Annotated in this window: 38 protein-coding genes; 7 read left to right on the top strand and 31 right to left on the bottom strand. The window is 39.6% G+C overall.

Annotation, left to right across the window (positions count from 1 at the left end; all coding sequences use genetic code 11):
* Positions 1-3: 3 nt before the first annotated feature.
* From E0709_RS11840 to E0709_RS11755, 22 genes are all read right to left on the bottom strand, one after another.
* Entirely contained in the window at positions 4-1,314 is a 1,311-nt protein-coding gene (locus E0709_RS11840; RefSeq protein WP_132302964.1) for a terminase large subunit domain-containing protein, read from the bottom strand.
* On the bottom strand, positions 1,298-1,873 hold the full coding sequence (locus E0709_RS11835) for a DUF3486 family protein (protein WP_132302965.1): 576 nt from the start codon (positions 1,871-1,873) through the stop codon (positions 1,298-1,300). Before E0709_RS11835 ends, E0709_RS11840 begins: the two co-directional genes overlap by 17 nt.
* A gap of 22 nt (positions 1,874-1,895) precedes the next feature.
* Positions 1,896-2,210, bottom strand: a complete 315-nt coding sequence (locus tag E0709_RS11830) for a VpaChn25_0724 family phage protein (RefSeq protein WP_132302985.1) — start codon at positions 2,208-2,210, stop codon at positions 1,896-1,898.
* Positions 2,211-2,218: 8 nt separating this feature from the next.
* On the bottom strand, positions 2,219-2,545 hold the full coding sequence (locus tag E0709_RS11825) for a DUF2730 family protein (RefSeq protein ID WP_132302966.1): 327 nt from the start codon (positions 2,543-2,545) through the stop codon (positions 2,219-2,221).
* Complete coding sequence (locus tag E0709_RS12360) at positions 2,538-2,699, bottom strand: hypothetical protein (protein ID WP_165867251.1); 162 nt, start codon at positions 2,697-2,699, stop codon at positions 2,538-2,540. Before E0709_RS12360 ends, E0709_RS11825 begins: the two co-directional genes overlap by 8 nt.
* Positions 2,692-2,964 (bottom strand): DUF2681 domain-containing protein, encoded by a 273-nt coding sequence (locus E0709_RS11820; RefSeq protein WP_132302967.1) that lies wholly within the window; start codon positions 2,962-2,964, stop codon positions 2,692-2,694. Before E0709_RS11820 ends, E0709_RS12360 begins: the two co-directional genes overlap by 8 nt.
* Before the next feature lie 3 nt (positions 2,965-2,967).
* Complete coding sequence (locus tag E0709_RS11815) at positions 2,968-3,195, bottom strand: DUF2644 domain-containing protein (protein ID WP_132302968.1); 228 nt, start codon at positions 3,193-3,195, stop codon at positions 2,968-2,970.
* Positions 3,185-3,331, bottom strand: coding sequence for a hypothetical protein (locus E0709_RS12355; protein ID WP_165867252.1), 147 nt, complete (start codon positions 3,329-3,331; stop codon positions 3,185-3,187). The genes E0709_RS11815 and E0709_RS12355 overlap by 11 nt, the downstream gene beginning before the upstream one ends.
* A 3-nt stretch (positions 3,332-3,334) precedes the next feature.
* Positions 3,335-3,880: an N-acetylmuramoyl-L-alanine amidase gene (locus tag E0709_RS11810; protein WP_132302969.1), complete on the bottom strand. Its 546-nt coding sequence runs from the start codon at positions 3,878-3,880 to the stop codon at positions 3,335-3,337.
* 84 nt (positions 3,881-3,964) lie between these two features.
* Positions 3,965-4,108, bottom strand: coding sequence for a hypothetical protein (locus tag E0709_RS12350; RefSeq protein WP_165867253.1), 144 nt, complete (start codon positions 4,106-4,108; stop codon positions 3,965-3,967).
* A gap of 34 nt (positions 4,109-4,142) precedes the next feature.
* Positions 4,143-4,517 carry a hypothetical protein gene (locus E0709_RS11805; protein WP_132302970.1) on the bottom strand — a complete coding sequence of 125 codons (375 nt, stop codon included), beginning with the start codon at positions 4,515-4,517 and terminating at the stop codon, positions 4,143-4,145.
* Entirely contained in the window at positions 4,517-4,882 is a 366-nt protein-coding gene (locus E0709_RS11800; RefSeq protein ID WP_132302971.1) for a helix-turn-helix domain-containing protein, read from the bottom strand. The genes E0709_RS11805 and E0709_RS11800 overlap by 1 nt, the downstream gene beginning before the upstream one ends.
* A 187-nt stretch (positions 4,883-5,069) precedes the next feature.
* Positions 5,070-5,441 (bottom strand): Mor transcription activator family protein, encoded by a 372-nt coding sequence (locus tag E0709_RS11795; RefSeq protein ID WP_132302972.1) that lies wholly within the window; start codon positions 5,439-5,441, stop codon positions 5,070-5,072.
* A 75-nt stretch (positions 5,442-5,516) separates the two neighbouring features.
* Positions 5,517-5,981: a gp16 family protein gene (locus E0709_RS11790; protein WP_132302973.1), complete on the bottom strand. Its 465-nt coding sequence runs from the start codon at positions 5,979-5,981 to the stop codon at positions 5,517-5,519.
* 12 nt (positions 5,982-5,993) lie between these two features.
* Positions 5,994-6,398: a hypothetical protein gene (locus tag E0709_RS11785; protein ID WP_194965376.1), complete on the bottom strand. Its 405-nt coding sequence runs from the start codon at positions 6,396-6,398 to the stop codon at positions 5,994-5,996.
* Positions 6,391-6,855: a hypothetical protein gene (locus tag E0709_RS11780; protein WP_132302974.1), complete on the bottom strand. Its 465-nt coding sequence runs from the start codon at positions 6,853-6,855 to the stop codon at positions 6,391-6,393. Before E0709_RS11780 ends, E0709_RS11785 begins: the two co-directional genes overlap by 8 nt.
* Before the next feature lie 79 nt (positions 6,856-6,934).
* Positions 6,935-7,849 (bottom strand): hypothetical protein, encoded by a 915-nt coding sequence (locus tag E0709_RS11775; RefSeq protein WP_132302975.1) that lies wholly within the window; start codon positions 7,847-7,849, stop codon positions 6,935-6,937.
* Positions 7,850-7,887: 38 nt separating this feature from the next.
* Entirely contained in the window at positions 7,888-8,061 is a 174-nt protein-coding gene (locus tag E0709_RS12345; RefSeq protein ID WP_165867254.1) for a hypothetical protein, read from the bottom strand.
* A gap of 2 nt (positions 8,062-8,063) precedes the next feature.
* Positions 8,064-8,276: an ANR family transcriptional regulator gene (locus E0709_RS11770; RefSeq protein ID WP_132302976.1), complete on the bottom strand. Its 213-nt coding sequence runs from the start codon at positions 8,274-8,276 to the stop codon at positions 8,064-8,066.
* Positions 8,277-8,435: 159 nt separating this feature from the next.
* Positions 8,436-8,957 (bottom strand): host-nuclease inhibitor Gam family protein, encoded by a 522-nt coding sequence (locus tag E0709_RS11765; protein WP_132302977.1) that lies wholly within the window; start codon positions 8,955-8,957, stop codon positions 8,436-8,438.
* 26 nt (positions 8,958-8,983) lie between these two features.
* Complete coding sequence (locus E0709_RS11760; RefSeq protein ID WP_132302978.1) at positions 8,984-9,295, bottom strand: hypothetical protein; 312 nt, start codon at positions 9,293-9,295, stop codon at positions 8,984-8,986.
* On the bottom strand, positions 9,295-10,212 hold the full coding sequence (locus E0709_RS11755) for an AAA family ATPase (RefSeq protein ID WP_132302979.1): 918 nt from the start codon (positions 10,210-10,212) through the stop codon (positions 9,295-9,297). Before E0709_RS11755 ends, E0709_RS11760 begins: the two co-directional genes overlap by 1 nt.
* Positions 10,213-10,245: 33 nt before the next feature.
* Here E0709_RS11755 and E0709_RS11750 point away from each other — a divergent pair, with 33 nt between their 5' ends.
* Complete coding sequence (locus E0709_RS11750; protein WP_132302980.1) at positions 10,246-10,674, top strand: hypothetical protein; 429 nt, start codon at positions 10,246-10,248, stop codon at positions 10,672-10,674.
* On the opposite strand, the gene E0709_RS11745 is transcribed toward E0709_RS11750, so the two are convergent.
* The 3 genes from E0709_RS11745 to E0709_RS11735 are packed head-to-tail and all read right to left on the bottom strand — an operon-like array spanning position 10,634 to position 13,137.
* Positions 10,634-10,912: a DNA-binding domain-containing protein gene (locus tag E0709_RS11745; RefSeq protein ID WP_132302981.1), complete on the bottom strand. Its 279-nt coding sequence runs from the start codon at positions 10,910-10,912 to the stop codon at positions 10,634-10,636. The two genes, E0709_RS11750 and E0709_RS11745, sit on opposite strands and share 41 nt — an antisense overlap.
* 43 nt (positions 10,913-10,955) lie before the next feature.
* Positions 10,956-12,920, bottom strand: coding sequence for a transposase domain-containing protein (locus E0709_RS11740; protein ID WP_132302982.1), 1,965 nt, complete (start codon positions 12,918-12,920; stop codon positions 10,956-10,958).
* Positions 12,904-13,137 carry a helix-turn-helix domain-containing protein gene (locus tag E0709_RS11735; protein ID WP_132302983.1) on the bottom strand — a complete coding sequence of 78 codons (234 nt, stop codon included), beginning with the start codon at positions 13,135-13,137 and terminating at the stop codon, positions 12,904-12,906. Before E0709_RS11735 ends, E0709_RS11740 begins: the two co-directional genes overlap by 17 nt.
* A 234-nt stretch (positions 13,138-13,371) precedes the next feature.
* Between E0709_RS11735 and E0709_RS11730 the strand changes: the two genes are divergently transcribed.
* The 3 genes from E0709_RS11730 (at position 13,372) to E0709_RS11720 (ending at position 15,013) form a co-directional block, all read left to right on the top strand.
* Complete coding sequence (locus E0709_RS11730; RefSeq protein ID WP_132302984.1) at positions 13,372-14,040, top strand: helix-turn-helix domain-containing protein; 669 nt, start codon at positions 13,372-13,374, stop codon at positions 14,038-14,040.
* 220 nt (positions 14,041-14,260) lie between these two features.
* The gene (locus tag E0709_RS11725) at positions 14,261-14,713 is read left to right on the top strand and encodes a hypothetical protein (protein ID WP_135107937.1); all 453 of its coding nucleotides are present in this window, start codon (positions 14,261-14,263) and stop codon (positions 14,711-14,713) included.
* Between the two features lie 57 nt (positions 14,714-14,770).
* Entirely contained in the window at positions 14,771-15,013 is a 243-nt protein-coding gene (locus E0709_RS11720) for a YadA C-terminal domain-containing protein (protein ID WP_243640881.1), read from the top strand.
* 75 nt (positions 15,014-15,088) lie between these two features.
* On the opposite strand, the gene E0709_RS11715 is transcribed toward E0709_RS11720, so the two are convergent.
* Positions 15,089-15,418, bottom strand: coding sequence for a helix-turn-helix domain-containing protein (locus E0709_RS11715; protein WP_132302987.1), 330 nt, complete (start codon positions 15,416-15,418; stop codon positions 15,089-15,091).
* Positions 15,419-15,526: 108 nt separating this feature from the next.
* On the opposite strand from E0709_RS11715, the gene E0709_RS11710 reads away from it, so the two are divergent.
* Positions 15,527-16,561 (top strand): IS1595 family transposase, encoded by a 1,035-nt coding sequence (locus E0709_RS11710; protein ID WP_132302988.1) that lies wholly within the window; start codon positions 15,527-15,529, stop codon positions 16,559-16,561.
* A complete protein-coding gene (locus tag E0709_RS11705; RefSeq protein ID WP_132302989.1) occupies positions 16,561-17,013 on the top strand; it encodes a hypothetical protein in 453 nt (150 codons plus the stop codon). Before E0709_RS11710 ends, E0709_RS11705 begins: the two co-directional genes overlap by 1 nt.
* A 46-nt stretch (positions 17,014-17,059) precedes the next feature.
* Here the strand turns inward: E0709_RS11705 and E0709_RS11700 are convergent, their stop codons facing one another.
* Entirely contained in the window at positions 17,060-17,437 is a 378-nt protein-coding gene (locus E0709_RS11700; RefSeq protein ID WP_132302990.1) for a hypothetical protein, read from the bottom strand.
* A gap of 151 nt (positions 17,438-17,588) precedes the next feature.
* Here E0709_RS11700 and E0709_RS12585 point away from each other — a divergent pair, with 151 nt between their 5' ends.
* On the top strand, positions 17,589-17,720 hold the full coding sequence (locus E0709_RS12585; RefSeq protein ID WP_424353159.1) for an IS1/IS1595 family N-terminal zinc-binding domain-containing protein: 132 nt from the start codon (positions 17,589-17,591) through the stop codon (positions 17,718-17,720).
* An 810-nt stretch (positions 17,721-18,530) separates the two neighbouring features.
* On the opposite strand, the gene smrB is transcribed toward E0709_RS12585, so the two are convergent.
* The 4 genes from smrB to E0709_RS11675 form a co-directional block, all read right to left on the bottom strand.
* Positions 18,531-19,046: an endonuclease SmrB gene (smrB, locus tag E0709_RS11690; protein WP_132302991.1), complete on the bottom strand. Its 516-nt coding sequence runs from the start codon at positions 19,044-19,046 to the stop codon at positions 18,531-18,533.
* 163 nt (positions 19,047-19,209) lie between these two features.
* Positions 19,210-20,238 (bottom strand): tyrosine-type recombinase/integrase, encoded by a 1,029-nt coding sequence (locus E0709_RS11685; RefSeq protein WP_132302992.1) that lies wholly within the window; start codon positions 20,236-20,238, stop codon positions 19,210-19,212.
* Between the two features lie 9 nt (positions 20,239-20,247).
* Complete coding sequence (locus E0709_RS11680) at positions 20,248-20,493, bottom strand: DUF4224 domain-containing protein (protein ID WP_243640880.1); 246 nt, start codon at positions 20,491-20,493, stop codon at positions 20,248-20,250.
* A gap of 9 nt (positions 20,494-20,502) precedes the next feature.
* Positions 20,503-20,844 (bottom strand): hypothetical protein, encoded by a 342-nt coding sequence (locus tag E0709_RS11675; RefSeq protein ID WP_132302993.1) that lies wholly within the window; start codon positions 20,842-20,844, stop codon positions 20,503-20,505.
* Between the last annotated feature and the right edge of the window lie 52 nt (positions 20,845-20,896).

Below are 20,896 nucleotides of genomic sequence, written 5' to 3'. Positions count from 1 at the left end.
GGTTTAATATCCTTGCAAAAGTTTTCGACTGGTTCGGGTTTGGCGACTGTGAGCTTTGAGCGGTGTCACCACACCGTCACTCGCTGCAGTCAGCGCCAGAAAACAAGCCCAAGTTCTATCCGCATGGCCTTGACTGTCGCTTTCTGCTACAAATCTTGGTTGCCCTGTGGAGCCGGTGATTTTTTTGAGTTTATGTAAATCTTCTCGTAAGGCATTGTCACCTTGTGGGATCCGAATCTTGCGATCTTCAAAGGCATTTTTGCCAATGATTGCCATATTGAGTTTGCTTGCCACGTTAAACAGCACGCCCTGTACTCGGCTTTTGCCGTGTTGATATTGGGCGTCTTCGACCATTTTTTCGCCCATGCCTGTTTGGTCAAGGTAGCAACTGATGACGTTATATTGGTTAAAAATATGGGCAAGTTCGTCTAACTGTTCACGCAAAGGCACTCGCTTTAATTCCACGATTTCACGTGTCCAATAGACATCACCGATCAGTTCTAGCACCCAAATCACGGTTAAGTCGCCCCGAACGGCAATATCCATACCCACAAAGCAAGGGTTGTGACCGTAAAATTCAGGGATGCCAGCGTGTTCATGTTCCACGCCGTCGATTAAATCATAGGAAAGCCAGCTACTGGCTTCATCTAGCCATTTCAGTTCAAATTCTTGTGACCACGCATCCTCATCATTTAAGCCTTTTTTGAGTTGGTCAATATTGCGTGGCAAGCCGTCTCTTACTGCTTGGTAAATATCTACGCTATGGCGTGACCATTCGGTATTATTTAGGTCAGTCATCAGCTCATAAAACTTGTTACCTTTGCCATTTGGGGTACTGACAACTCGTAATTTCCAACCAGCGGAAATAACTGGGAACAAGGCTTTCCAAATTTCTCGGCTATCTTGATGAAAAGCAAATTCATCTAAAAACACGTTAGCCGAAAACCCCCGAGCCGTGTCGGGATTGGCTGGTAGGGCGGTGATTTTTGAGCCGTTAGGAAACACTACTTCAAGGGCGTTCACCGTTGGGCTAAATGGCACTTCTAATACATTGCAAGCTATTCCCATGGCTTCAAGATGACGTTTTACCCCTTCGTTCATCGCTTCTTTGGCTTGGCGTTCCCCACGAGACAGAATAACCCAGCGAGTACGCTCGCCTTTCATTTCGTGTTCAATACAATCCAACACAATTTCAAGGGTAGTGGTAAAGGTTTTGCCAGTTTGACGAGCAAACATGGCTACCTTGAAACGGCTTTTGTCGTTGAGCCATTTTTTTTGATAGTCAAAAAGGATCGCTTTAGCTGTTAAGTCCATATACTGCCTTAATCATTTCACTTACATCATTAATAGAAAGGTTGGCTTGTTTACCGGCTTGTTCCACTGCTTCAGCAGCTCGTTTAATGGTTTCTTGGCGAATCGCTTGTTCACGTTTAAAGCTCAGGCTTTCGGCTTGTTCTAGGCGTTGCACTGCCGCAGACAAGAGAGATAAATCTTTAGCACTCACCCCATTTTGTTGATCACCTAAGTACATTGACGTATCAAAGGCAATTTGTTTCACCAATTCCATTAAGGTTTTACCAATATCACTTTGTGGCATTTCGCCAAACTGTTTGGTCCACACTTCGGCTATTTCTCGTGACTGGCGGATTCTTGCTCCCATTTTCTCCATACGGTTGGCATAGCGGTTTAAGCCAGTTTTGCTTAAACGCATGTCATCAGGTAAGCCACAATCACGGATAAGATCGTTGATTTCTTCCAGTATTTCCGCCTGTGAAAACATTTTGTCACGCAACATCATGGCTAATCGGGTTTTGATGTCCGGTGGCAGTAAATCTACTTTACTGGCTCGTCCTCGGGTGTTTTTGTCGCTCATTTAAATCCCCTTTAAAGACAGTTTAACATGTTGGACTTGGGCGTTTTACACCGTTCACCATGGCTCGCCCTTGGGCCACATCTAACCCACGTTGGGTAATACTGGCGACCAGAAAATCGTGATTTTGCGGTGTGGCCAGCGTGGTAATATGTGTCAGGGTGACTAAGCCTTGCTCTTCTAGCCAGTGCAGATGATTTTTGACTAAATCACGGCTAATATCGTGACCATATAAGCCTAAACAATCATTTAAAATGGATTCGTTGGCGTCATAACCACAATCTACAAGGCTACGTAATATCACTAAACGTTGGTCTTCATAAAAAATATTTCTTGGCATGCTCATGGTTAATTCCTTACTCGGTCTTCAATTAATAAATTTACTTGGTAGGTGAGCGTACTCAACCTTGAATTAACCGTCCCCATTTCGCCTTTTATGGCGGTCATCAAGACGTTTAATTCGCTGATTTGCTCCATGGTCGGTAGATGTTCTAAGGTATCTTCGATATGGGTAATACGAGCTTCCACTTCAAAAATATTTTGACAGACGGCTTTTAAATCATTTTTATTGGGATATTTGCTGTCCATGGATAACTTCATAATTGCCCATACTGCTCCTGCCACGGTAACAATCAGCCCCCAGTGGCGTTGCAGTGCATCTAAAAAATCACTCATTGTGTGGCTCTCCTTGTGGTTCTGTTTGTAAGCCCCCTTGCTCACAAATTGCCCGATAGTTGCTGTTATGCACTAAAATCTGGCGTAGGGTTTCAGTGGTGTCTTGTCGGCTTGCGGTAATCAAACTAAAGCCTGCACAACTTGAATTAGTCACGGAGATCACCTTGGGTGTGCAACTGGTCAACAATAGCAGTGCGGTCAATATTGCGAGCGTTTTTTTCATTGTTCTGTTTCACCTGATAGTTTTTTACTTGGGTTTCGACTACGGCTTTTTGCTGTTGTAGTGTCGCCTTTTCTTCTTGCAAGATTGCCGTGGTTTTTAGTAATTTTTCCACCTCTCGGCTTGCCATAAACCATTTAAACCAGCCCACAACCACGCCAATCACCGCCAACACAACACCAATTAAAATCAAATTCATGGTTTACCCCCTTCCGTCCTCTGTCCTCTGAAGTGCATTCGTCACGCCTTTGGTGGCAGCGGTGCCAACACAGGCAAATAAAAACGTGCTAAATAATTCGGGAACATAGGATTTATCCATATACACGCTATACAGCATGACGCCCACCGCAGCCACAAAGCCGAAAAATTGAATGGTTGCCGTCGTGGAAAGCCGTCCATCATGGTTACTAATCAGCTCCTTAACGCTCATTTCTGATTTCTCTTCTTACTTTCCATTTTATGACCCGATTGCGGATATATTCAAAAATTACCACCGCAAAAATCGCCCCAGTAGCCAAGGAAAACCCTGTTGCAAAAAGGGTTAAAATATTGATAAAAATTTGCATAATCTACCCCTTAAATAAATGATCTACGTTAATCACTTCACCACTATCCAGCCATTGCCACACATCAAAACAAGGGCAATCTTTCAGCCACTCATTGCGAGTGATTTTGCCGTCGCCGTTTAAATCAGGCGATAAGTCACGGTGTCCGTAAATTTTGGCATGCGGGAAACGTTGTTCTAAATTCAACAATAAATCATACAATGCCCACCATTGTTGAGCCGTGTATTCGCCATGGTTCTTGCCGTCTGCCGTGATTCCGCCCACAAGGCAAATGCCAATACTGTTGGTATTATGCCCTTTCACATGCGCCCCTGTTTCGCCAATTTTCCGCCCCGTTTCTACCGTGCCGTCGATATCAATTACATAGTGATAGCCGATTGAACCTAAATTAGGATTAAAGTCTTTGCGGTTCGCCTCAGTGCGTTTAAAACCTCGTTGTTTGTGCCAACTGTCAATCACTTGGGCAGCAGTTAACCCATTGCGAGCAAGGGATTTGCCGTTACGTGTGGCGGAACAGTGGATCACAATTTTGTTGATTTGAATGGTCATAAAAAAACTCCAGTTATCAAGTTTAATTTAATAACTGGAGTGTAATTAATTTCGTTTAAAATTAATTTTAAACGGCTTTAAAGATCAGATGTGACAACGATATTCATTCGCTGGCACTTCAAAACGGAACATACCACCATTTTTACGGTAGATACGTTTACCATTTTTAGTGATATAGGGGGTATAAACCACCACAACACCACTGTTTTGTGTCGTTTCAAAGAACATAAGCGTCCCCTTTTACGATAGAAGAGCGAATTTATTACAACTTAAACTTAGAAAAGTGGTAATTTTTATAAAAAATTGCTACACTCTTTCGTGAATCTTGTCTAAGAGCATCATAATCGCCTTGACAAGCCTCTATGTAAGTTCGCTCAGGAATGCGAATGGTAAGTTCTGCTGGACTATAATGACCTTTAGTGAAATTTAAGGTGAGTTCTTGCCACTCTTCATCAGAAAGAATGTCTATAGTGGCAATATCGCTGACTTTTTCTAAGATTTTGTCTAATTGTTTTCTGTTTTTAGAGTTTAATCCAAATTGTTTAGCTATTGGCGTCGCAATTTGTGCTATATCATTTCTCGTCATTGGGGATACTCGGTAACCGTTCATTTGATACAAAAGACTTTGTATACTCATCAATTATTCTCCTTTTGATGATTAATTTCTTCCAAAAAATTTGCAAATTTTTTAAGTTGCTCTGCTGTCATGGCGGATTTTGCAAACCCAGCCACCAACATTTGTTGTTTTAATGGCAAGCCTTCAACGGGAATGGTAGCATTAGAGATGTGAGCCAATTCAGATAGATTCTCAATTTTGACTTTTTTCTCATTGAAAAAAGCAACGACCTTTTCTATCCATTCATTAGATATTTTTTTTCGCCCAGTTTCCATTCCACTCAAAAAGGCTGGGCTTGTTCCGATTTTTTTAGCCATACTAAGCAATGTTTCGTTAGCATCAATTCTTGCCTTACGAACCGCTTTGCCAAATTCTGTAAGTGCCATAATATTGTTCTCCTCACTTGAATTAAAGTTTGTGTAAGATTACTACAACCAAAAACAAAAAATCAATATTATATAAAATTAATTTACCTTTTTAGTTAATTATTGAATGCTGAAAAAGCCTTACCAGAAAATAGGTAAAGCTTAAACATGAATAACCTTCTTGTCTTTTAAAACAGTTTAAAGAATACTAAAACAACTGCGGTTGTTGGCGGTCAATCTCTTCCTTTCGCATTTTCTTCACAATTTGATATACCCATTGCATAGAAACTTTGTATTTGCGTGCCAATTCGCTATGGTTTCTGCCGTTAAATTCGGCGTAAATTTGCCGATCACGTTCGCTTAATAACAAAATCAAATTACGTGGAATATAAATCACTTCACCGCCCCAAGCGTTGGCAATATCATGGGCAATTTCAATGCCAATTTGACGAGCTTGTTGCTGGTTTTCATCGTTGGCAGACGACATTTTAGACAATACGCCCAGTTCAATACGTTTGGCAAGATCTGACAATAGCTCAGGGGCTTTTTGTTGAAAATTGTCAATTTGTTCGTTTAACATTGTCTGCTCTCCGTAAGAATGATCTATGGTTAAAATTATAGCGGTTCCGTTTGGCTTATGGAAAAGATTTTTTGACTAATTGCTTGCGGTGCGTTTTTGCCATTGTTTTAACCGTTCTAGTACTAGACTTGCCATTCTGTCATCTAACGCCCCCACGTTTAACACAATAGGTTGGTTTTGACGATTTAAAATGGGGTTGGCAATGGAACGTACCCATGCATTCAACGCCTGTTCTGAACCGTCACGAATGATGCCATGTTTTGCCATATCAATCCAAATCGCTCTAATTTTGCTGGAAATTTGGCTTTTTACCACCGCAGTTTTTGAGCTTGGCGAGTATTTTCGATGGTTTGCACGCACTTTAAAGCCTTTTTGTTCTAATTCGTGCATGACTTGCATTAATTCAGCAAGGGTCATGGCTTTGCAACTATCTTTTTTAGCGATGCGTTGCAACATGGCTCGGTAACTAAATTCATCTATGCCGAGTTTTTGCTTGGCAATGTGGATCAGCTGAATTAATTTGGGTTTGGTGTAGTGCATAATGCTTTTTCCTTATGGGGTTATTCGTCTTGTTTGGCTCGCTTGTCCAAGAAATTGTCTTAACTCTTGAAAACGCTGTGCCAGTTCGGCTTGCCGTTCTGGGCTAAGCGGTTCACTTTTAGGCGATGGTAGGCATACAATATCCCTAGGGGGTAAACAATCTAGTAATAACTTTGGACTAGGGAATTTGTCACAATCACAGCATAATTGCATAAAGGCTTTTTCTAGACGTTTTCTGTCTAATTTTTCGTCCCAGCCACTGAATTTAAACAGCAAGGCTTCAACCCAAACAGTTGCCACCTGTTTTGCCATTTCTTCCGCTGGTCGCCCTGGTAAACCTAACACAATTAATCTTGCCAACCCCTGAGCGACCACGCTTTTTAACCATTTCGTTTCTGGCGGCAAAGGCTTACTCATTGGCAAACTCCACCAGACTTGCCACCGCTTTGCCGGTTTTGCTTTCAAATCGGCGTGATTCAGCGTGGTTTATCACTCTCACCACTCGCCCTTGGCGTTGGCTCACCACTTCTAATAAATAATTATGCGACGTGAGCGGACGTTTAATCGCATGGCGGTTAGTTAACACCGCATTTAAGCCGTCAATCCAACTGTCTAAACTGGTATTCACTTGCTGACCATTGCGTTTAAATCCCCCAGCATTGACAATATCTAACAATTCATTCAACACTTTCGTCAGCCGTTCCATTGTCAGCATGGTTTTTTCAGGGCGAAAGAGTCCTAAATATTGCACTGCCAAGCGACCAAATTCGCCATTAATGGATAAGGCAGAAAAGACGGCTTGACTTGCTTGCTCATGTTGTAACAACACATCAAGGGATAACACCGCCCCACAAGCAGGGCATTTACATTTCATTTGGGTGACTCCTTTTGGGGTAAAACTTATTATTCAGCTCACTGCTACAACGTAAAACACAATGAGCTGTAAATAACTTTTAGGCAAAGGTTTCTAGCTTAGTGTCTTGCGTAAAGGTTAATAACGTATGCTTTTCAATCCGATTTAATACGTCAAATTGATTTTGGATAAAGCCATAAAAAATACCAGTACACCCTGTGCCTTGTCGGTCTAATTTGTTGGCGGTTTTCGCCATGCCTGTCCAACGCATAGAACGGATTTCTAACTGTCTATCCAGTTTAAATTTCACGTCATCAAGGCAATTCATTTTCAAGGATTGCACTGCAAAGCCGTCTTTCAAGGCTTGCAAGGCTTTTTCCTTGCCACTTGGTTGATCTACATGTTTACAGGTGAGATAGGCTTTTTCATCGGCATTTTCACGCACCAGCGTGGCTTCAAAATCAAATTCAACGCCTTTAAATAATGGTGTGCCGTTGTTTAAATAATCTTCAAGTTTTTGGTTTAAGCCTAATTTCTCATCCGATACAATGATGCTTTTCATCCCTGCCAAGCCGAACAGATGAATTAATTGTGTCAATGCCAATTTGGCTCGCTGTGAACGGCTGTTCATCATCAATAATTCGGTTTCGGTATTATAGAAAAAGTTGTAAATTTCTGACACGGTAGGAAGTGTCTGCATTAATTCCGTATGGGCCAATTGTATTATTTCCTCTTCCGCTCGTCCCTCAGGATTATCTTGCATCATGGCATAATATTTACTGGATAACATGATTGCTGTTATCGGTTTGTATTCTGCACGGATGGAGAAAAACAAACCATTTTCGCCTAATTTATGCACTTTTTCCCCTGTGATGGGGTTGTGAATCAGTTCAAATTTTTGATTATTCACCGTATCAAAGATGGCATTTTCTAAGGTTTCCACCAGTTTATCGGTTGGAAACGCCATACTGTAAATACTCACGCTGGTCATTTTAATAAAATCACTGTTTTTCATTGTGTTCTCCTGTTGAACTGGGTTAATTAATTAATTGATTAATGGGTGATTGGCGTCAACCGCCAAATCATTTGCTTTAGTTCCTGTTGTGCTTGTTTTAGCATTTTCAGGGCGGATTGGGGCTCGTCTTCGGCGTGCAAATAACGGGCGGTATCAAGGCTTTGATACACATCATCCAGTTGCTCGTTAAAACTCGGTTTTCTGATGTTCATTGTTACCCCCGAAATGGTCGTTTTATCATTCGTTCGCAAAATTCTCGCCGCCCTGCACACCATTCTTGATTTTTAAGATTGGCACAGTGCATCGCCGAGTTCCACGCTTCGGCAGCAGTGCGGTAATCACCTTGCTTTTCGGCATCACTGGCTATTTCGCTCCAGTGGCGGTAGCGTGCTTTGTCTTCAATGGATGTGGGTTTCTTTGTTGTCATAGTTGCTCCTTGCGTCAATAAAATCGTTTATAAATGCCCCTTAAATTTCCCTTTAAAGGGCATTGAAAACGGTTTTAATATTTCACGAAACACCAAAAAATAAACGCCATAAAGGCCAAATAAGCGTAGGGATACAGTTCGGATAACATTCGCTCCCCCTTACTTCACATCTTGCTCAAACGGCTTGATCACAAACTCTCCCACGCCCGATTTAATGGCAATGCCATTCACCGTTCTGGCTTTCTCTGGATCTAACAAAATCGCATCCTTGTTGATTTCTTCCTTGGTGCGGATAAATTCCAACATCCCCAGCGTTTTCAAGTTTTCAATCACCTGATCCGCTTTGGTAATGCGAACGCTTGGTGGATTGGTTCGCCATTGCACTTCGCCGGTGTTGAAGTAGCCGGTTTTTTGTTTGCCGTTTTGGGTTAATTCATCACGGTGGCTTTCACACCATGCTTGAATAGCTTGTTGTTGGTGGCTAATTTCATTTTTTAACACTTGCAACGGTTCAGCATAACTTGCTGTAATTGCCGTGATTTCATCATTCTGATAGGTGACAAGGCGCTGTAGCTCTCGCTGCTTGTCGCCTAGCTGTTTTATCGCCACTTCCACTTCGTCACGAGATTGCACTCGCAAGGCTTGGGTCGGGGCTTTGATTCGGTTGGTTGCTTTCGCCATTGTTTTTTCTCCTGTGGTTAATAAAATTAATGTAAATACGCACGCCAGACGACTCGAATGCCTTCGACCATCATTTGATATTCTTGAAAGCGTCCGCTGTCGTTGCCATTCATAAAGCGGATGGCTCGGTAGTCGTTGACAAGGCGTTGTTCTTGGTCTAAATAAGGGGCTTGTACTCGTACCGTTGGCTTGATTTTGCAAAATTCCACGTTGATCACGTGTAGCCCGATACGGTCTAAATGTTCAATACATTTTTGTACTTGATTGAGATATTTAAGGGTTAAATCATTGCGTCCGCCCACCACTTTGTGGGCGAGTTTTTGTTCTTTGCTGTCCATTAGTTGGCTCCTTTCATTTGGGCTTGAGCTTGCAAAATTAGCTCAAGGGTAATCGCTGTGCCTTGTCCTTTGGCAGTGATGCCAGCAAGGCGTAAATATTGGGTTAAAATCCTAAGGCTCCCTGCTTTACCGCCAATCTCACAAGCGACTTTCATTAAGTCTTTGTCGGTAGTATCCAGCCCCCACGCCGCCACAATCGCTTTGATGTCATCTTTGCGACTGGCTTTGATTTCGTAGTGTTTGCCAATTCTTGACCACACTCGGGCGTATTTGCTGGCTTGATTCACGCCCCCTTGGATTTTGGTATACACTTCAATGTTGCCAATAAAGGCAAAACCCACTTCGGCTTTCTCTTGAATAAAGCGGATTTCTTCCAGTGCTTCATAGGTCAAATGGTCGCTTTCATCAATAATCACTAAGCCTTGGGTGCCTTCCAGTTTGTTAATCACTAAACGGCTTAAATTGTCTTTGCGACGGGGCGGATTATTCACCCCTAGGGTTAAAGCGATGTCGTATAAAATCGCCCCTAAACTGGAACGGCTTGGGCTAGAAGTCACCATCCATACGTTGTTATTGCGTTGGGTGTATTCTCTGCACGCCTTGGTTTTTCCCACACCACTTGCCCCGTAAACTGTGATAGAAGTTTGCATTAAGCGTGCCATATCCAGCGTGTAAAACACGTTTTTGGCGGTCTGGGTTTCAATAAACTGCGGTGCTTCCACAAACACTTGTTGCTTTTTGGTTTGGGTTTCTAGCCATAAGGCTAGGGATTTTTCCACGTTTTCCACATTGCCTTTGTAAGTGCCTTTGAGATAGGTACTCAATGCGGAAGTGGAAATCCCTGCCTGTTGAGCGAGATCTGTTTGGGTGATCTGCCCTGTGGTTAAAAGTTGTTTGATTTGGGTGTTTAGTGTCATAATAAAAGCCCTTTAATTTATGGAATAATGACAATGAAAATTTCAACACTTAGCCTATTTGATACCGCAGAACTAAAAGGAAAACCGTTAGCCCTGATGAATACGCAAACCTTATTGAGTGAAATTCAAATTTTAAAAGATGAATTTCCGCTTTCCTTTGCTAATACGGAAAGCAAACCTAGTTTGGCGAGTTTTCGAAAAGGCTATGTGGATCTGATTAACCTATTACCTGCGGTGCTTGTGCCTAAAACCATTGATCACAGTCAAAATCTTTTTGGTTTTTCTTCAGGGTTCCTGTCTGTGTTGCATTACAAGCTAGATGAACTCACTAAGGCTTTAGTAAAACTCGATGAAACCCAGTTGTTATTGCCTATTTCTTGTCAAGATCGCATTGCCTTTCTATTGCGTTTTGACCGAGTGCCTATTGTTGAAATCTCCGCCGTTCAATTTTGCAAGATTTAAGTGTCAACGGCTTTTCAACCCACTCTTTCACCTCCAGCAAGGTTGGCACTTGCCAGCCTTCCTTTTCTGCCACTTTCACAAGGCGAAGATAACATTCAGCGATAGCCACATCCTGTTGGCGTAAATAATCCGCTTTGAAAAAGTCATAGGCTTCTTCATATTGTTCAAGGCGTGCTTTATATCGGGACACCTTTTTCATCTGTCTGCATTGGCGTGCTTGTTGGATTTGATTAAACATTTTGTACTCCTTAAATTTCAGTTAAATGTGATTAAAATTCGGTTTAAATCGTGGTTTTTAACCCTTTTTCTTTGGCAAATTCTCGTAAGCCTTGAAATTGGGCTTGTTCGTAATCGTTAGTGTCTTCATCTTCTAACAAGCCGACTTCCACTTTGCGTACGGCGTTGCCCTGTTGTTGAAACAGCTCAATAATTTTCGGCTCAATCGGTTCCTCTTCTTCAAATTCAGGTTGAAAACGTGCCACTTCTTGCGTGGTCATCTTGATTTGAGCTTTTGCCATTTGTTTTTGGGCTTTCACAAATTGACGGCGAGCCTTGTTATGTTCACGTCCTGCCGCTTTATCGCCAAAGGCAAGAGCTTTATCACAAATAGCTTCGCTTAAGAAAATGCCGTCTAAGCTATACACCCACACTTTGTTGTGTAAATCCGCAGGGTCAAATTTCACCACTACTTTTTTGTGCGGTGTACCGATTAAATCGGTGGCTAAATAACGGTTCTTACAGTTATTTACCTTTCCGCCACAGTCCAACTCAAAGGTGCCGTCTTTTTTCAATCTGGTGGCTTCGCTCATTAGCATTAGAAATCGCATTTGTTCGCTACTTGCCTTGTGAATATGGGCTTTTGCGTAATCCCGTTCAAATACTTGGGAAAAACTGTACACACCTTGGCAGATTTCCGTTTCTCGTTTTTCTCGTTCATTAAAGGTGCGGATGCCGTCTTCTAGTGCCATAATAAACGTGCCGTAATCCACCCCTTTTTTACCACCGTTATAGTTGTCAGGTTGGTCAGCAACCCCTGAACCTGTGTAAAAGCCTGCAAGACTTGGGTGTTTATCGACAAGTTCACCTAAACCACCATGCGAAAAGGCACGTTCAATGGGCTTGGCTTGTCCCCGTCCTTTGCCAAATTGCACCGATGTCCAGTGCAAATCAATGCCAAGTAACGGGATAATCCCTTTCACATCATCTTCTTTCACTTTAAAGCGATAACGGTTTTTCACGCCCCCTGTCATCCATTTGTTAGCAGCGGCTCTAGTGTTGTCTATGGTGAGCTTTTTCGGGATACCATATTTCCAAATTAAATCCATTAAACTTAAACGGATACTGTCGGAGTTTTCGCTTAAATCCACCCGATAAGCTAAGATTTTACGGGTGCGAATATCTTGCCAAAGCCATGTTTTAGGGCGGACAATTTCGCCGTTATGCCACCGCACAAACACGTTGTGTTGATAGCCGTCACCGTTGATCCATTCCAACGCTTCAAGCTCTGCCACCGTGCGTTGCATCGCTGGGAAAAATTTACTCACCGCATCTTCCCCTTCCCGTAAATACACTTGTTGGATTTTAGGGATTTCACGGGCAATTTTGCGTTTAATGCTGCTCGCCGAAGGGACGATCCAACCTTTTTCTTTCGCTGCTCGTTTTAACCGTTCATAACAACCGCCAAATTGGGGGCGTTCCTTGCGGAAATAATCGGTTTTAAATGCGTCCCACGCTTCTTCGCTAAAATCAGCTTCTTTGTTAGGACGTTTGCCACTATGTTTATCAAGCAACAAAGGGAGCCAATCTGAGCGAGAAAATGACCGCACTTTGTAAAACCATCTTTTTAAAGACCCTTTGGCAAAACCGTATTCATTTGCCACCATGATCAAGGCATCAGTAAATTTAATGCCATGCTCGGTTAAATCAGCTAATTTATATAAGGGAGTGAGCTTACTCTGAGCCTCACTACGTTGTTTTTCTGTGGCATTGTCGAACGGAGCCCAAATCACTTCTGGCAGATAATTTAGCGATTTTGGTTCGTTTCCCACCGTTTCCACCCGTTGCTTTAATAGCAGTTCCGCTTGTACGGATTGGGGGAGGGAGGATAGGGCGTATTCGTAGGCTTTACCTTTTACACCTATTTTTCTACGACGTTCCCAATTTTCTAATTTTGCTTTTTTGGTTATACCTTGAACAGTTGCAGGTAGCCCACCAACCCCCAAAATATCTTTAAGCTCTACCCACATATTGTTTTCCCCTTTCGGCATAACGACCAGCCCAGATGACTTCTGGTTTAACTCCGATAGCTTCCGCAATAATTCGTTCGCCTTTTGGATAACTGGCTCTTAATGCGTTTTTAAGTGTTGACGGTGCTAATCCTGCTTGTACAGAGAGAGAACCTAAAGTGATATTTCTCTCGTGTAACTCGTAAACAATTCGCTTTCGACTCCAATCTTTTTTCATATAAGCTATCCTTTTATTTAAAATAAAATCTTTTTGGGTTACACTTACGGTGTAACCTTTTTGACTTACACCCTTGGTTTAATCCTAAGTTTAAATCAAGTTTAAAACAAAAGTCAACAAGAGATTAAAACAAAATTTCAATATTTTTTACCATTTTAAATTATATTGTTATATATCAATTAGTTACTGATTTAAACTAATTTTAATTTAGGGATTAAATCTAGGGGTTTTGAAATGATCCAAGACTGGTATGAATTAAAAGATCTTTTAGGAATTGCTGGGCTACCTGCAACTGTTCAAGGTATAACCAAAAAAGCAAAATTGGAAAACTGGGAAAGAAAGAGAAAAGAGAATGTAAAAGGGCGTGTTTATGAATACCATTACACATCTTTCCCCCCAAGTGTGCAACAAGCACTGGGCTTTACCCCAGACATAATCCAATCTCCAACTTATTCTGGAAAAGCATTAAATTTACAGACGGATGATGAAGATTATTGCGATATTGTGGACTTTCGGGAAATTGATGTTTCCGCAGGCTTTGGTTGCGAAAATGAAGAAATTTATCAACAAGACTGGGTTAAAGTTGAACGTGCGTGGCTAATCAGGAACCGCTTAAATCCTAATAATTGCGTAATGTTTAAGGTTCATGGCGACAGTATGGAACCCACGCTAAGTGATAACGAAGAAATCATCGTGGACCGTTCAAAACAAACTTTAACTGAAGGTAAAATATTCGTCTTAAACCACATGGGAACAATGTGGGTTAAACGTGTAAAAATCAATTTTGACAGCATAGAACTGATCAGCGATAACGATTTTTACAGCCCAATCGTGCTAACTGAAGACGATGCCAACCAACTCAACATCATCGGACAAGTCGTCCGTGGCTACCGAGATTTTTAAACTCAATAAAAAGGGATTTAAAACCAATTTAAACGCTTTTAAATCCCCTTAGTAATTTCTCACTTTAAGCGGTTAAATTTGCCTTTTTAAGAATTTATTACCACTTTTCCCATTCACCTAAATTTCACCCATAAAAAAGGCTTAACATTACGCCAAGCCCCTGTTTATATGGTTTAGTGTTCAATTTAATTCCGCTAAATTTGATTTAATTCCTGATTTTATGTTTTCTCATTTTAAGTGGTTGGGTACACGAAAGCTCACAAGAAACCCAAAATCTGAAGCTGGAAAAGAGTTAAAAGATCTGGTTAAAACACTTAAAAATAGCACTAAAAATACGTTTTATCGTCATCTAAATGAATGGTATCAGAAACACAAAAACTACCTGTTAGAGCGTTCAGAAAAAGCGGAACAAAACGGTAGAAAGCCATTCAAACACAAACAACTTAGAAGTGCCTATTTCAGTTTAAAACGGCATGAAAATGTCTTATTTACTTTTGAAAAATATCCCGAATTAAAGATCGAAAAAACAACAAATCGGCTTGAAGGACTATTTAAAGAATTAAAGAAGAAATTAGCAGTACACAGCGGTCTAAAAACAAAGAATAAGATCTTGTTTATACAGGATTTTTTGAATAAGAAAAGTTGCTATTCAGTGAAAGAAAATACTAAATAGCAACCATTTTGTCCAATAGGCATAATTGATCAGAAATTAGCAACCATTTTGTCTATTATGCCACGCTTAGGACGTGGACTTGCTTCCGCCAATGCGTTAAGTGGTTTAATGCAAGCCACAGGTTCAGAGCGTTCATTAGTCACAGCTGGCGTTGGCGGTTATCGTGACTATGCTGCCCTTGCCGTAGGTTATTCTCGCCTTTCAGATAATGGCAAGGTGGGTATTAAACTCGGTGTCGGCTCAAATATGTCAGGCAAAAAAGATGTAAGTTATTCAGCTTCCGTTGGTTATCAATGGTAATCAAGTAATAAATGCTCATTTTTGAATAAAGACATCCTAAATTAGGGTGTCTAATTAAAGTGTCAAGTAATAAATTTAATTTTTTGATGTTTTTTCAAATAACATCAAAAACGCATTTTGTATATTTTTATCCATTGAACGATAGTGGGTAATTAGATCTAATTCTTCTTTCGTCAAAGTGTCTTTATTTGTGGGCGAATTTTCATTTTCTTGCCCCAAAACCAACCAATTTAAATCTACATTTAATTGTTGGCTCACTTTCACTAACACATCAATGCTTGGTGTGCGTTCATTCAATAAATAATTTTGCAGCGTGCGATAAGGTATATCTAATTGATTCGCAAGGTTTTTGATGCTTAACCCTTGATTTTCCATTACCGATTTTAGTCTATCTACTATACTCATTTATGTATTCCTATTGACTTTTATGTTGTTTTTGAGTATATTTATCACTCAAAACATACTCAATATTGTATAACAACCAGACAAACTACACAAACGATATTAAAGAAAATGACACAACACTTCCTACTCTCCGTCAAAGCTCGTACGCTTTCACTCCGCAAGGTTGTTACCTTGTCGGACGAACAAGCGTTTAGCTTGCTTTGCTCATTGCGTTGGGGAAGTGAGAAAATGGTTTGTTGTCCGAAATGCGGTGTAAATCATCAGGCTTATTTTATTTCCAGTCGCAAGCAGTGGCGTTGCAAACATTGCCGACATACCTTTAGCGTTACATCAGGTACGATTTTCGCCTACCATAAATTACCGATTCAAGTCTATTTAATGGCAATCGCTTTGTTTGTTAATGCCGTAAAAGGCATTTCCGCTTGCCAGCTTTCTCGTGATTTAAATGTGCAGTACAAAACCGCCTTTACCTTATCTCATAAAATCCGTGAGAGCTTGCAAGTTCAAAAACAGCTTTTCCCTTTATCAGGCGAAATCCATATTGACGGTACTTATGTCCATTCCGCCCCACGCCCTAAGAATAAGAAAACCGACCGAGTAGATAGACGTTTAAAAACAAATGCTAATCCTAACAAACGTGCAATATTGGTGATGCGTGAGCGTTATTCTAAACAAGAAACCTTATCTAATCCGCACTTAGTCGGCGCAAAGAAAACCCTGACTTTTCCGATTTTGTCAGAAAATACCGACATTGTGAACAAACTAGCTGAAACCTACATTGAACCAAATAGCCGTATTCACGCAGATGAAAACAGTGCTTATGACGAACTGATGGCTCGTTATGATTTGCACCGTGTCAATCATCAAAAAGAGTATCGCAGTGATGATGGCATTACCAATAACCTTGCGGAAAGTTACTTTGCACGTTTCAAACGTATGTACCACGGACAAGTGCATAAAATGAGTAACATTTATCTTGATAATTACGCCAATGAAATCGCTTATCGGGAAGATACTCGCAAGCAAGATAATTTCACGATTTTTAAGGATATTGCCACTAAATGCCTTGCCACTTCATCAGAAAATGCGTGGAAAGGTTATTGGCAAGGTCATCACAGACAAATAGAAAGGGTAATTATTTAATGGCAGACGAGATTTATAAAAGCCAAATCAAACAGAAAATCGCTCAATTTGAACGAGAAAAAGAGCAAGTATTAGCCCATCTTGAACTGGTTGAACGCCGTATAAAATGGCTAAAACAAGCCTTAGACGTAATGGACGTGGATAGCAAAGATATTCAACAATTTGATACCGAGCATTTTCAGTATCGGGTTTATCGTAAACAATTTAACGGTAAAATTACGCAGTTAATTCAAAAGGTAATGAAAGCCGAACCTGAACGCTATTGGCGAGTATTAGAATTAACCGAAGCTGTTTTAATTGCAGATAAGCAGCCTAATACAGCTATATCAGAATATCATACGAAAAATATCGGTACTGCACTGATTAGATTAGTGAAAAAAGGGCTTATTGAAAAAATCGTAGTGAAAAAGCATAAAATTATTCAATGGAAATGGATTGAAAAAGTGCGGTAAAAAAATCACTCGTTTTTACAAATTTATTCTTATTATAAAATGCCAACTACTTAATTTTCCAATGAAATCCACCGCCAATAATGACTTTTTGTTTATGTAGTTGTTTTAATTTACGTTTAACCGCCATATAAAACGGATCGCCAATTTCCACATCAACACACTGATTATCTAATTTTACCACTTGTTCAACAATTTCAATGGTTGAAAGCCATTGATGCTGATGTTCTTTCAGCACTTTTGCAATCAATGAATTAAGCGACAAATGAAACAGAGAGCGATCTTGAGTAGGCTTATTCGTCACAAATTTAGCCAAACGAGCTAATAAACTATCTATCTCATCCATATTCTCTCGCACTATCTGCTGACGTTCTTGCAACGCTAAAATCATCTCTGCTAATTCACTTTTTGAATATTTTTGAGCCATAATAAAAAGGTTTCCACTATTGATTAATATGGAAACCTTAACATAATTTAGTTAGTATAGCTTTGTGCATTTGCTACATAATACCGATAGTAATTTAGCTTTAACCTACTTTTCTAAATTATGACTAAAAAAACAGTCCTTTTGCCATAAATTGACGATAAAGAAGAATGGTTTTAAAAATAATACTCAATGCTACAAATGCACATCTTGTAATAAAACTTTTTCCTTAACAAAGAAATTAGAGCCAATTAAAATTTGGCAAGATTACACGGAAGGAAAATAATGTTACAAACAACTCGAAGAAAAATATCATTGTTCAGTAAGAACTATTCAAAGATATTTATTAAAAGCTCCTAAAACCCCACTAAACAAACCACAAAACTATTATTTGAACTTAATCATAGATACCACTTTCTTTGGTAGAAACTTCAGCGTAATGGTCTTTATGGATTTACATATGAAGAAGGTCATTTATCATCAAATTGTGAAAACAGAAAAGTCTGTTTATTATGCCGTAGCTATCAATAAACTCAGGGAAAAAGGTTATATAATACAATCCATTACTTGCGATGGTAAAGGTGGATTATTGAAAGACATTTTTAACACACTAATCTAGTTATGCCAATTTTATCAGGTTGCGAGCGTTATTAGATTATTAACTCAAAATCCAAAATCAGAAGCAGGAAAGGAACTTAAAGAATTAGTCAAAATACTTAAATCAAGAAGCAAAAATGAATTTTATAAATCACTTCATTTATGGTATTTGAAATATAAGGACTTTTTAGAAGAACGCTCTAAATATCCCAGCAAGAAAGGTATTTTCTATATAAACATAAAAAAATCCGCAGTGCTTATTCAAGTTTAAAGCGACATCAAAATCATTTATTTATATTTGAGAAATATCCTGAACTTAATATTGAAAAACGATAAATAGGATCGAAATACTATTTAAGGAACTGAAACAAATGCTATCAATTCATCAAGGATTAACAACTAAACATAAGATTTTGTTCTTATAGGATTTTCTGAATAAAAAGAGTTGGTAAGAATTATTAAAATAATAAATACCAACTATTTTGTCTACTATGCCTTTTTACACATCCACCAACACCAAAATAGCCGCATCACCTCCCCATTCTCTAGGGGCTTGATGTAATGCTCGTACTTTGGGATGTTGCACAAGCCAGCGGGGGATTTGCTTTTTTAGGGTAAATGTGCCGTAACCAGTCATAATACTAGCACAAAAAATATTATCGTTTTCGCAGACTTGAATTAGACTCGCTAATTCTAATTTAGCTTGTTCACGGGTTAAACCGTGCAGATCTAAAAAAATTTCTGGGGAAAAATCGCCACGGCGAAGTTGTTTTAACAAATAGCTATCTTCATTTTCTCGTAAATATTTCACCGCACTTTCTTCGTTTAATAACGGCTCATACTGATCGGAAAAGTAAAATAAGGTATCTTGCTTTTCTCGATTATCTTTCAATTCCGCTTTTTGTTTGAGTTTAAATTTATTCAGTTTTTGTGACGGAACATAAGTATCTTGTTTGAGTGGCTTGATACCTTTTGTTTCTTGCAAAAAGAGTGATTTCTCGTCAGTTTCTGACATACTTAGTTATCCTAAAATTAATGGAGTCGGGACAAAATTCAATAATTTCTATATACTAACGGTAAATGAAAAAAGAATAAAGCTAATATTTTAACTTTCAAAATCAATCTATTATAGAAGATAACTAAAAATCCGTTCCGAAATATAGTAAAACGTTCCGAAACTAGACTTTAGTAGGCTCCACGATAGCATCCCTTCTGATGTAACGTTTCGTCATTTGGATAGATGAGTGACCTAGCTGTTTTCTGGCTGCGTCATCCCCTGCGGTTAGGGATTTGTCTGTGCCTGCTTTAGCACGAAGATCTCTAAATTGAAATTGTTTTATTTCTTTTTCCAGTGATGGATAAGTGGCGATGGCTAGCTCTCTCACTTTTCTAAATCTAATGGAGAGCATAGCAGGGGTTAATTTTCTTCCACGAGAATTAAGAAATAAATAGCCTGAATATTTAGCTTGTCTGCGATCGAATATTTCTTTTAAATCGCCTTTAATCGCCATTCTCAGCTTAGCACCTGTTTTTTGTTGTGTTATGTGAAGAACGCCATCAAAAATATGATTTTGATGAATGTTAACAACATCTACAGGGCGTTGTCCTGTTAAATAGGCGACATCCATCAAATCTTTCATATCTTGATCGCATAATTCATAGACCTTTTGATAAATATGGTCTTCAATATACACATCCCTTTTATCAAGTTTATGTTTGCTAATTCCTTCGCTTGGACAAGGATATTTTGTATAGCCCCATTCTCTCGCCATTTGCCAAATATGATGAAATATTTTCACTTCATTGTTTGCCGATGCTGGACTTTTTTTCCGCCATTCCAAATACATTTTGATGTGTTTTGGTTCTATTTGATCAAGGGTAGCAGGTGGCTCACCAAAAAATTTTTTTAACTTACTGATATAACAACGATGTGCGGTTTGAGTACTTCTTGCTTTACTGGGAATAACTTCTACTTCATACTTAGCAATGACATCAATGAACGTGATGATACCAGTTGGAGTGATGCGGTCTAAATTGAGTTTGGCTGTTTCTAAAATAGCGAGAGCTTTATCTTTGCCGAGTGATTTTTCTTTGCCGTCAGCGAGTACATAGAAATAATAGATGACATTGCCATTTTTCCGTTTACGTGTACGGCAAAGCATATTTTGCGGCAAGCCTTGATTTTCTCGTTTGCGTGGGCGAGCCATAATTCCCCCTTAGTTCGTTAGAACAGCAGGCATCCATCTGTTTTCGTTGGGTGTTGTGGTAGGCGTTATGATTTGGGGCTTTACTTTGTTTTGTGTCGGGTAATCTCGCCTTACAATGGCTTTACCGTGAGCATTGATGACAAAGGGTATGCCTTGTTCGTTTAATTTTTCAATTACTTTTTTAAGTTTCTTTCTTCCTGTTAAATGCTCAACTTCTTCATCAGAAAGAAAATCGGTGTAAACATCAATCTCCATAACTCCCCCTTACTTTTTCCCTTTCTTAAAATACCGTTGTTTTTTCTTTTCCAGTTTTGCTTTGAGTTGCAAAATATCTTGAGCTTGGCCTTCAATGATTTTTTGCAAGCCTGAAATCTTGTTTTCGTATTGGATTTGTTGGTTGTGTAGTTTGGCTTGTAGTTGAGCGATTTCGATGCCCTTTTCTTTATACATGATTCGGTTTCGTTCCAGTAAGGTTTGAATGTGATTTTCCGCATTTGAATATTGTTGTGTTTTATCATTGGCTTCGTCTAGCTCTTTGTCTAGGCGTTGAATGGTGGTGATTAGGCTGTTTTTGCTTTTGAACCATTGTTTAATTGTGTTTAGCATTGTATTTCTCCTGTGAGATAATGGGGATTTCAAGTGATTTTTTGTTGTTGGT

Source organism: Lonepinella koalarum (assembly GCF_004565475.1).
GTDB lineage: Bacteria > Pseudomonadota > Gammaproteobacteria > Enterobacterales > Pasteurellaceae > Lonepinella > Lonepinella koalarum.
The sequence above is the reverse complement of the archived record's forward strand: the minus strand, read 5'-3'. Positions and strand labels throughout refer to the sequence as shown.

Excerpts from the sequence above, each read along its gene's own strand:
- E0709_RS11840 (WP_132302964.1), bottom strand. The coding sequence starts at position 1,314 with ATGGACTTAACAGCTAAAGCGATCCTTTTTGACTATCAAAAAAAATGG.
- E0709_RS11835 (WP_132302965.1), bottom strand. The coding sequence starts at position 1,873 with ATGAGCGACAAAAACACCCGAGGACGAGCCAGTAAAGTAGATTTACTG.
- E0709_RS11830 (WP_132302985.1), bottom strand. The coding sequence starts at position 2,210 with ATGCCAAGAAATATTTTTTATGAAGACCAACGTTTAGTGATATTACGT.
- E0709_RS11825 (WP_132302966.1), bottom strand. The coding sequence starts at position 2,545 with ATGAGTGATTTTTTAGATGCACTGCAACGCCACTGGGGGCTGATTGTT.
- E0709_RS11820 (WP_132302967.1), bottom strand. The coding sequence starts at position 2,964 with ATGAATTTGATTTTAATTGGTGTTGTGTTGGCGGTGATTGGCGTGGTT.
- E0709_RS11815 (WP_132302968.1), bottom strand. The coding sequence starts at position 3,195 with ATGAGCGTTAAGGAGCTGATTAGTAACCATGATGGACGGCTTTCCACG.
- E0709_RS12355 (WP_165867252.1), bottom strand. The coding sequence starts at position 3,331 with ATGCAAATTTTTATCAATATTTTAACCCTTTTTGCAACAGGGTTTTCC.
- E0709_RS11810 (WP_132302969.1), bottom strand. The coding sequence starts at position 3,880 with ATGACCATTCAAATCAACAAAATTGTGATCCACTGTTCCGCCACACGT.
- E0709_RS12350 (WP_165867253.1), bottom strand. The coding sequence starts at position 4,108 with ATGTTCTTTGAAACGACACAAAACAGTGGTGTTGTGGTGGTTTATACC.
- E0709_RS11805 (WP_132302970.1), bottom strand. The coding sequence starts at position 4,517 with ATGAGTATACAAAGTCTTTTGTATCAAATGAACGGTTACCGAGTATCC.
- E0709_RS11800 (WP_132302971.1), bottom strand. The coding sequence starts at position 4,882 with ATGGCACTTACAGAATTTGGCAAAGCGGTTCGTAAGGCAAGAATTGAT.
- E0709_RS11795 (WP_132302972.1), bottom strand. The coding sequence starts at position 5,441 with ATGTTAAACGAACAAATTGACAATTTTCAACAAAAAGCCCCTGAGCTA.
- E0709_RS11790 (WP_132302973.1), bottom strand. The coding sequence starts at position 5,981 with ATGCACTACACCAAACCCAAATTAATTCAGCTGATCCACATTGCCAAG.
- E0709_RS11785 (WP_194965376.1), bottom strand. The coding sequence starts at position 6,398 with ATGAGTAAGCCTTTGCCGCCAGAAACGAAATGGTTAAAAAGCGTGGTC.
- E0709_RS11780 (WP_132302974.1), bottom strand. The coding sequence starts at position 6,855 with ATGAAATGTAAATGCCCTGCTTGTGGGGCGGTGTTATCCCTTGATGTG.
- E0709_RS11775 (WP_132302975.1), bottom strand. The coding sequence starts at position 7,849 with ATGAAAAACAGTGATTTTATTAAAATGACCAGCGTGAGTATTTACAGT.
- E0709_RS12345 (WP_165867254.1), bottom strand. The coding sequence starts at position 8,061 with ATGAACATCAGAAAACCGAGTTTTAACGAGCAACTGGATGATGTGTAT.
- E0709_RS11770 (WP_132302976.1), bottom strand. The coding sequence starts at position 8,276 with ATGACAACAAAGAAACCCACATCCATTGAAGACAAAGCACGCTACCGC.
- E0709_RS11765 (WP_132302977.1), bottom strand. The coding sequence starts at position 8,957 with ATGGCGAAAGCAACCAACCGAATCAAAGCCCCGACCCAAGCCTTGCGA.
- E0709_RS11760 (WP_132302978.1), bottom strand. The coding sequence starts at position 9,295 with ATGGACAGCAAAGAACAAAAACTCGCCCACAAAGTGGTGGGCGGACGC.
- E0709_RS11755 (WP_132302979.1), bottom strand. The coding sequence starts at position 10,212 with ATGACACTAAACACCCAAATCAAACAACTTTTAACCACAGGGCAGATC.
- E0709_RS11750 (WP_132302980.1), top strand. The coding sequence starts at position 10,246 with ATGAAAATTTCAACACTTAGCCTATTTGATACCGCAGAACTAAAAGGA.
- E0709_RS11745 (WP_132302981.1), bottom strand. The coding sequence starts at position 10,912 with ATGTTTAATCAAATCCAACAAGCACGCCAATGCAGACAGATGAAAAAG.
- E0709_RS11740 (WP_132302982.1), bottom strand. The coding sequence starts at position 12,920 with ATGTGGGTAGAGCTTAAAGATATTTTGGGGGTTGGTGGGCTACCTGCA.
- E0709_RS11735 (WP_132302983.1), bottom strand. The coding sequence starts at position 13,137 with ATGAAAAAAGATTGGAGTCGAAAGCGAATTGTTTACGAGTTACACGAG.
- E0709_RS11730 (WP_132302984.1), top strand. The coding sequence starts at position 13,372 with ATGATCCAAGACTGGTATGAATTAAAAGATCTTTTAGGAATTGCTGGG.
- E0709_RS11725 (WP_135107937.1), top strand. The coding sequence starts at position 14,261 with ATGTTTTCTCATTTTAAGTGGTTGGGTACACGAAAGCTCACAAGAAAC.
- E0709_RS11720 (WP_243640881.1), top strand. The coding sequence starts at position 14,771 with ATGCCACGCTTAGGACGTGGACTTGCTTCCGCCAATGCGTTAAGTGGT.
- E0709_RS11715 (WP_132302987.1), bottom strand. The coding sequence starts at position 15,418 with ATGAGTATAGTAGATAGACTAAAATCGGTAATGGAAAATCAAGGGTTA.
- E0709_RS11710 (WP_132302988.1), top strand. The coding sequence starts at position 15,527 with ATGACACAACACTTCCTACTCTCCGTCAAAGCTCGTACGCTTTCACTC.
- E0709_RS11705 (WP_132302989.1), top strand. The coding sequence starts at position 16,561 with ATGGCAGACGAGATTTATAAAAGCCAAATCAAACAGAAAATCGCTCAA.
- E0709_RS11700 (WP_132302990.1), bottom strand. The coding sequence starts at position 17,437 with ATGGCTCAAAAATATTCAAAAAGTGAATTAGCAGAGATGATTTTAGCG.
- smrB (WP_132302991.1), bottom strand. The coding sequence starts at position 19,046 with ATGTCAGAAACTGACGAGAAATCACTCTTTTTGCAAGAAACAAAAGGT.
- E0709_RS11685 (WP_132302992.1), bottom strand. The coding sequence starts at position 20,238 with ATGGCTCGCCCACGCAAACGAGAAAATCAAGGCTTGCCGCAAAATATG.
- E0709_RS11680 (WP_243640880.1), bottom strand. The coding sequence starts at position 20,493 with ATGGAGATTGATGTTTACACCGATTTTCTTTCTGATGAAGAAGTTGAG.
- E0709_RS11675 (WP_132302993.1), bottom strand. The coding sequence starts at position 20,844 with ATGCTAAACACAATTAAACAATGGTTCAAAAGCAAAAACAGCCTAATC.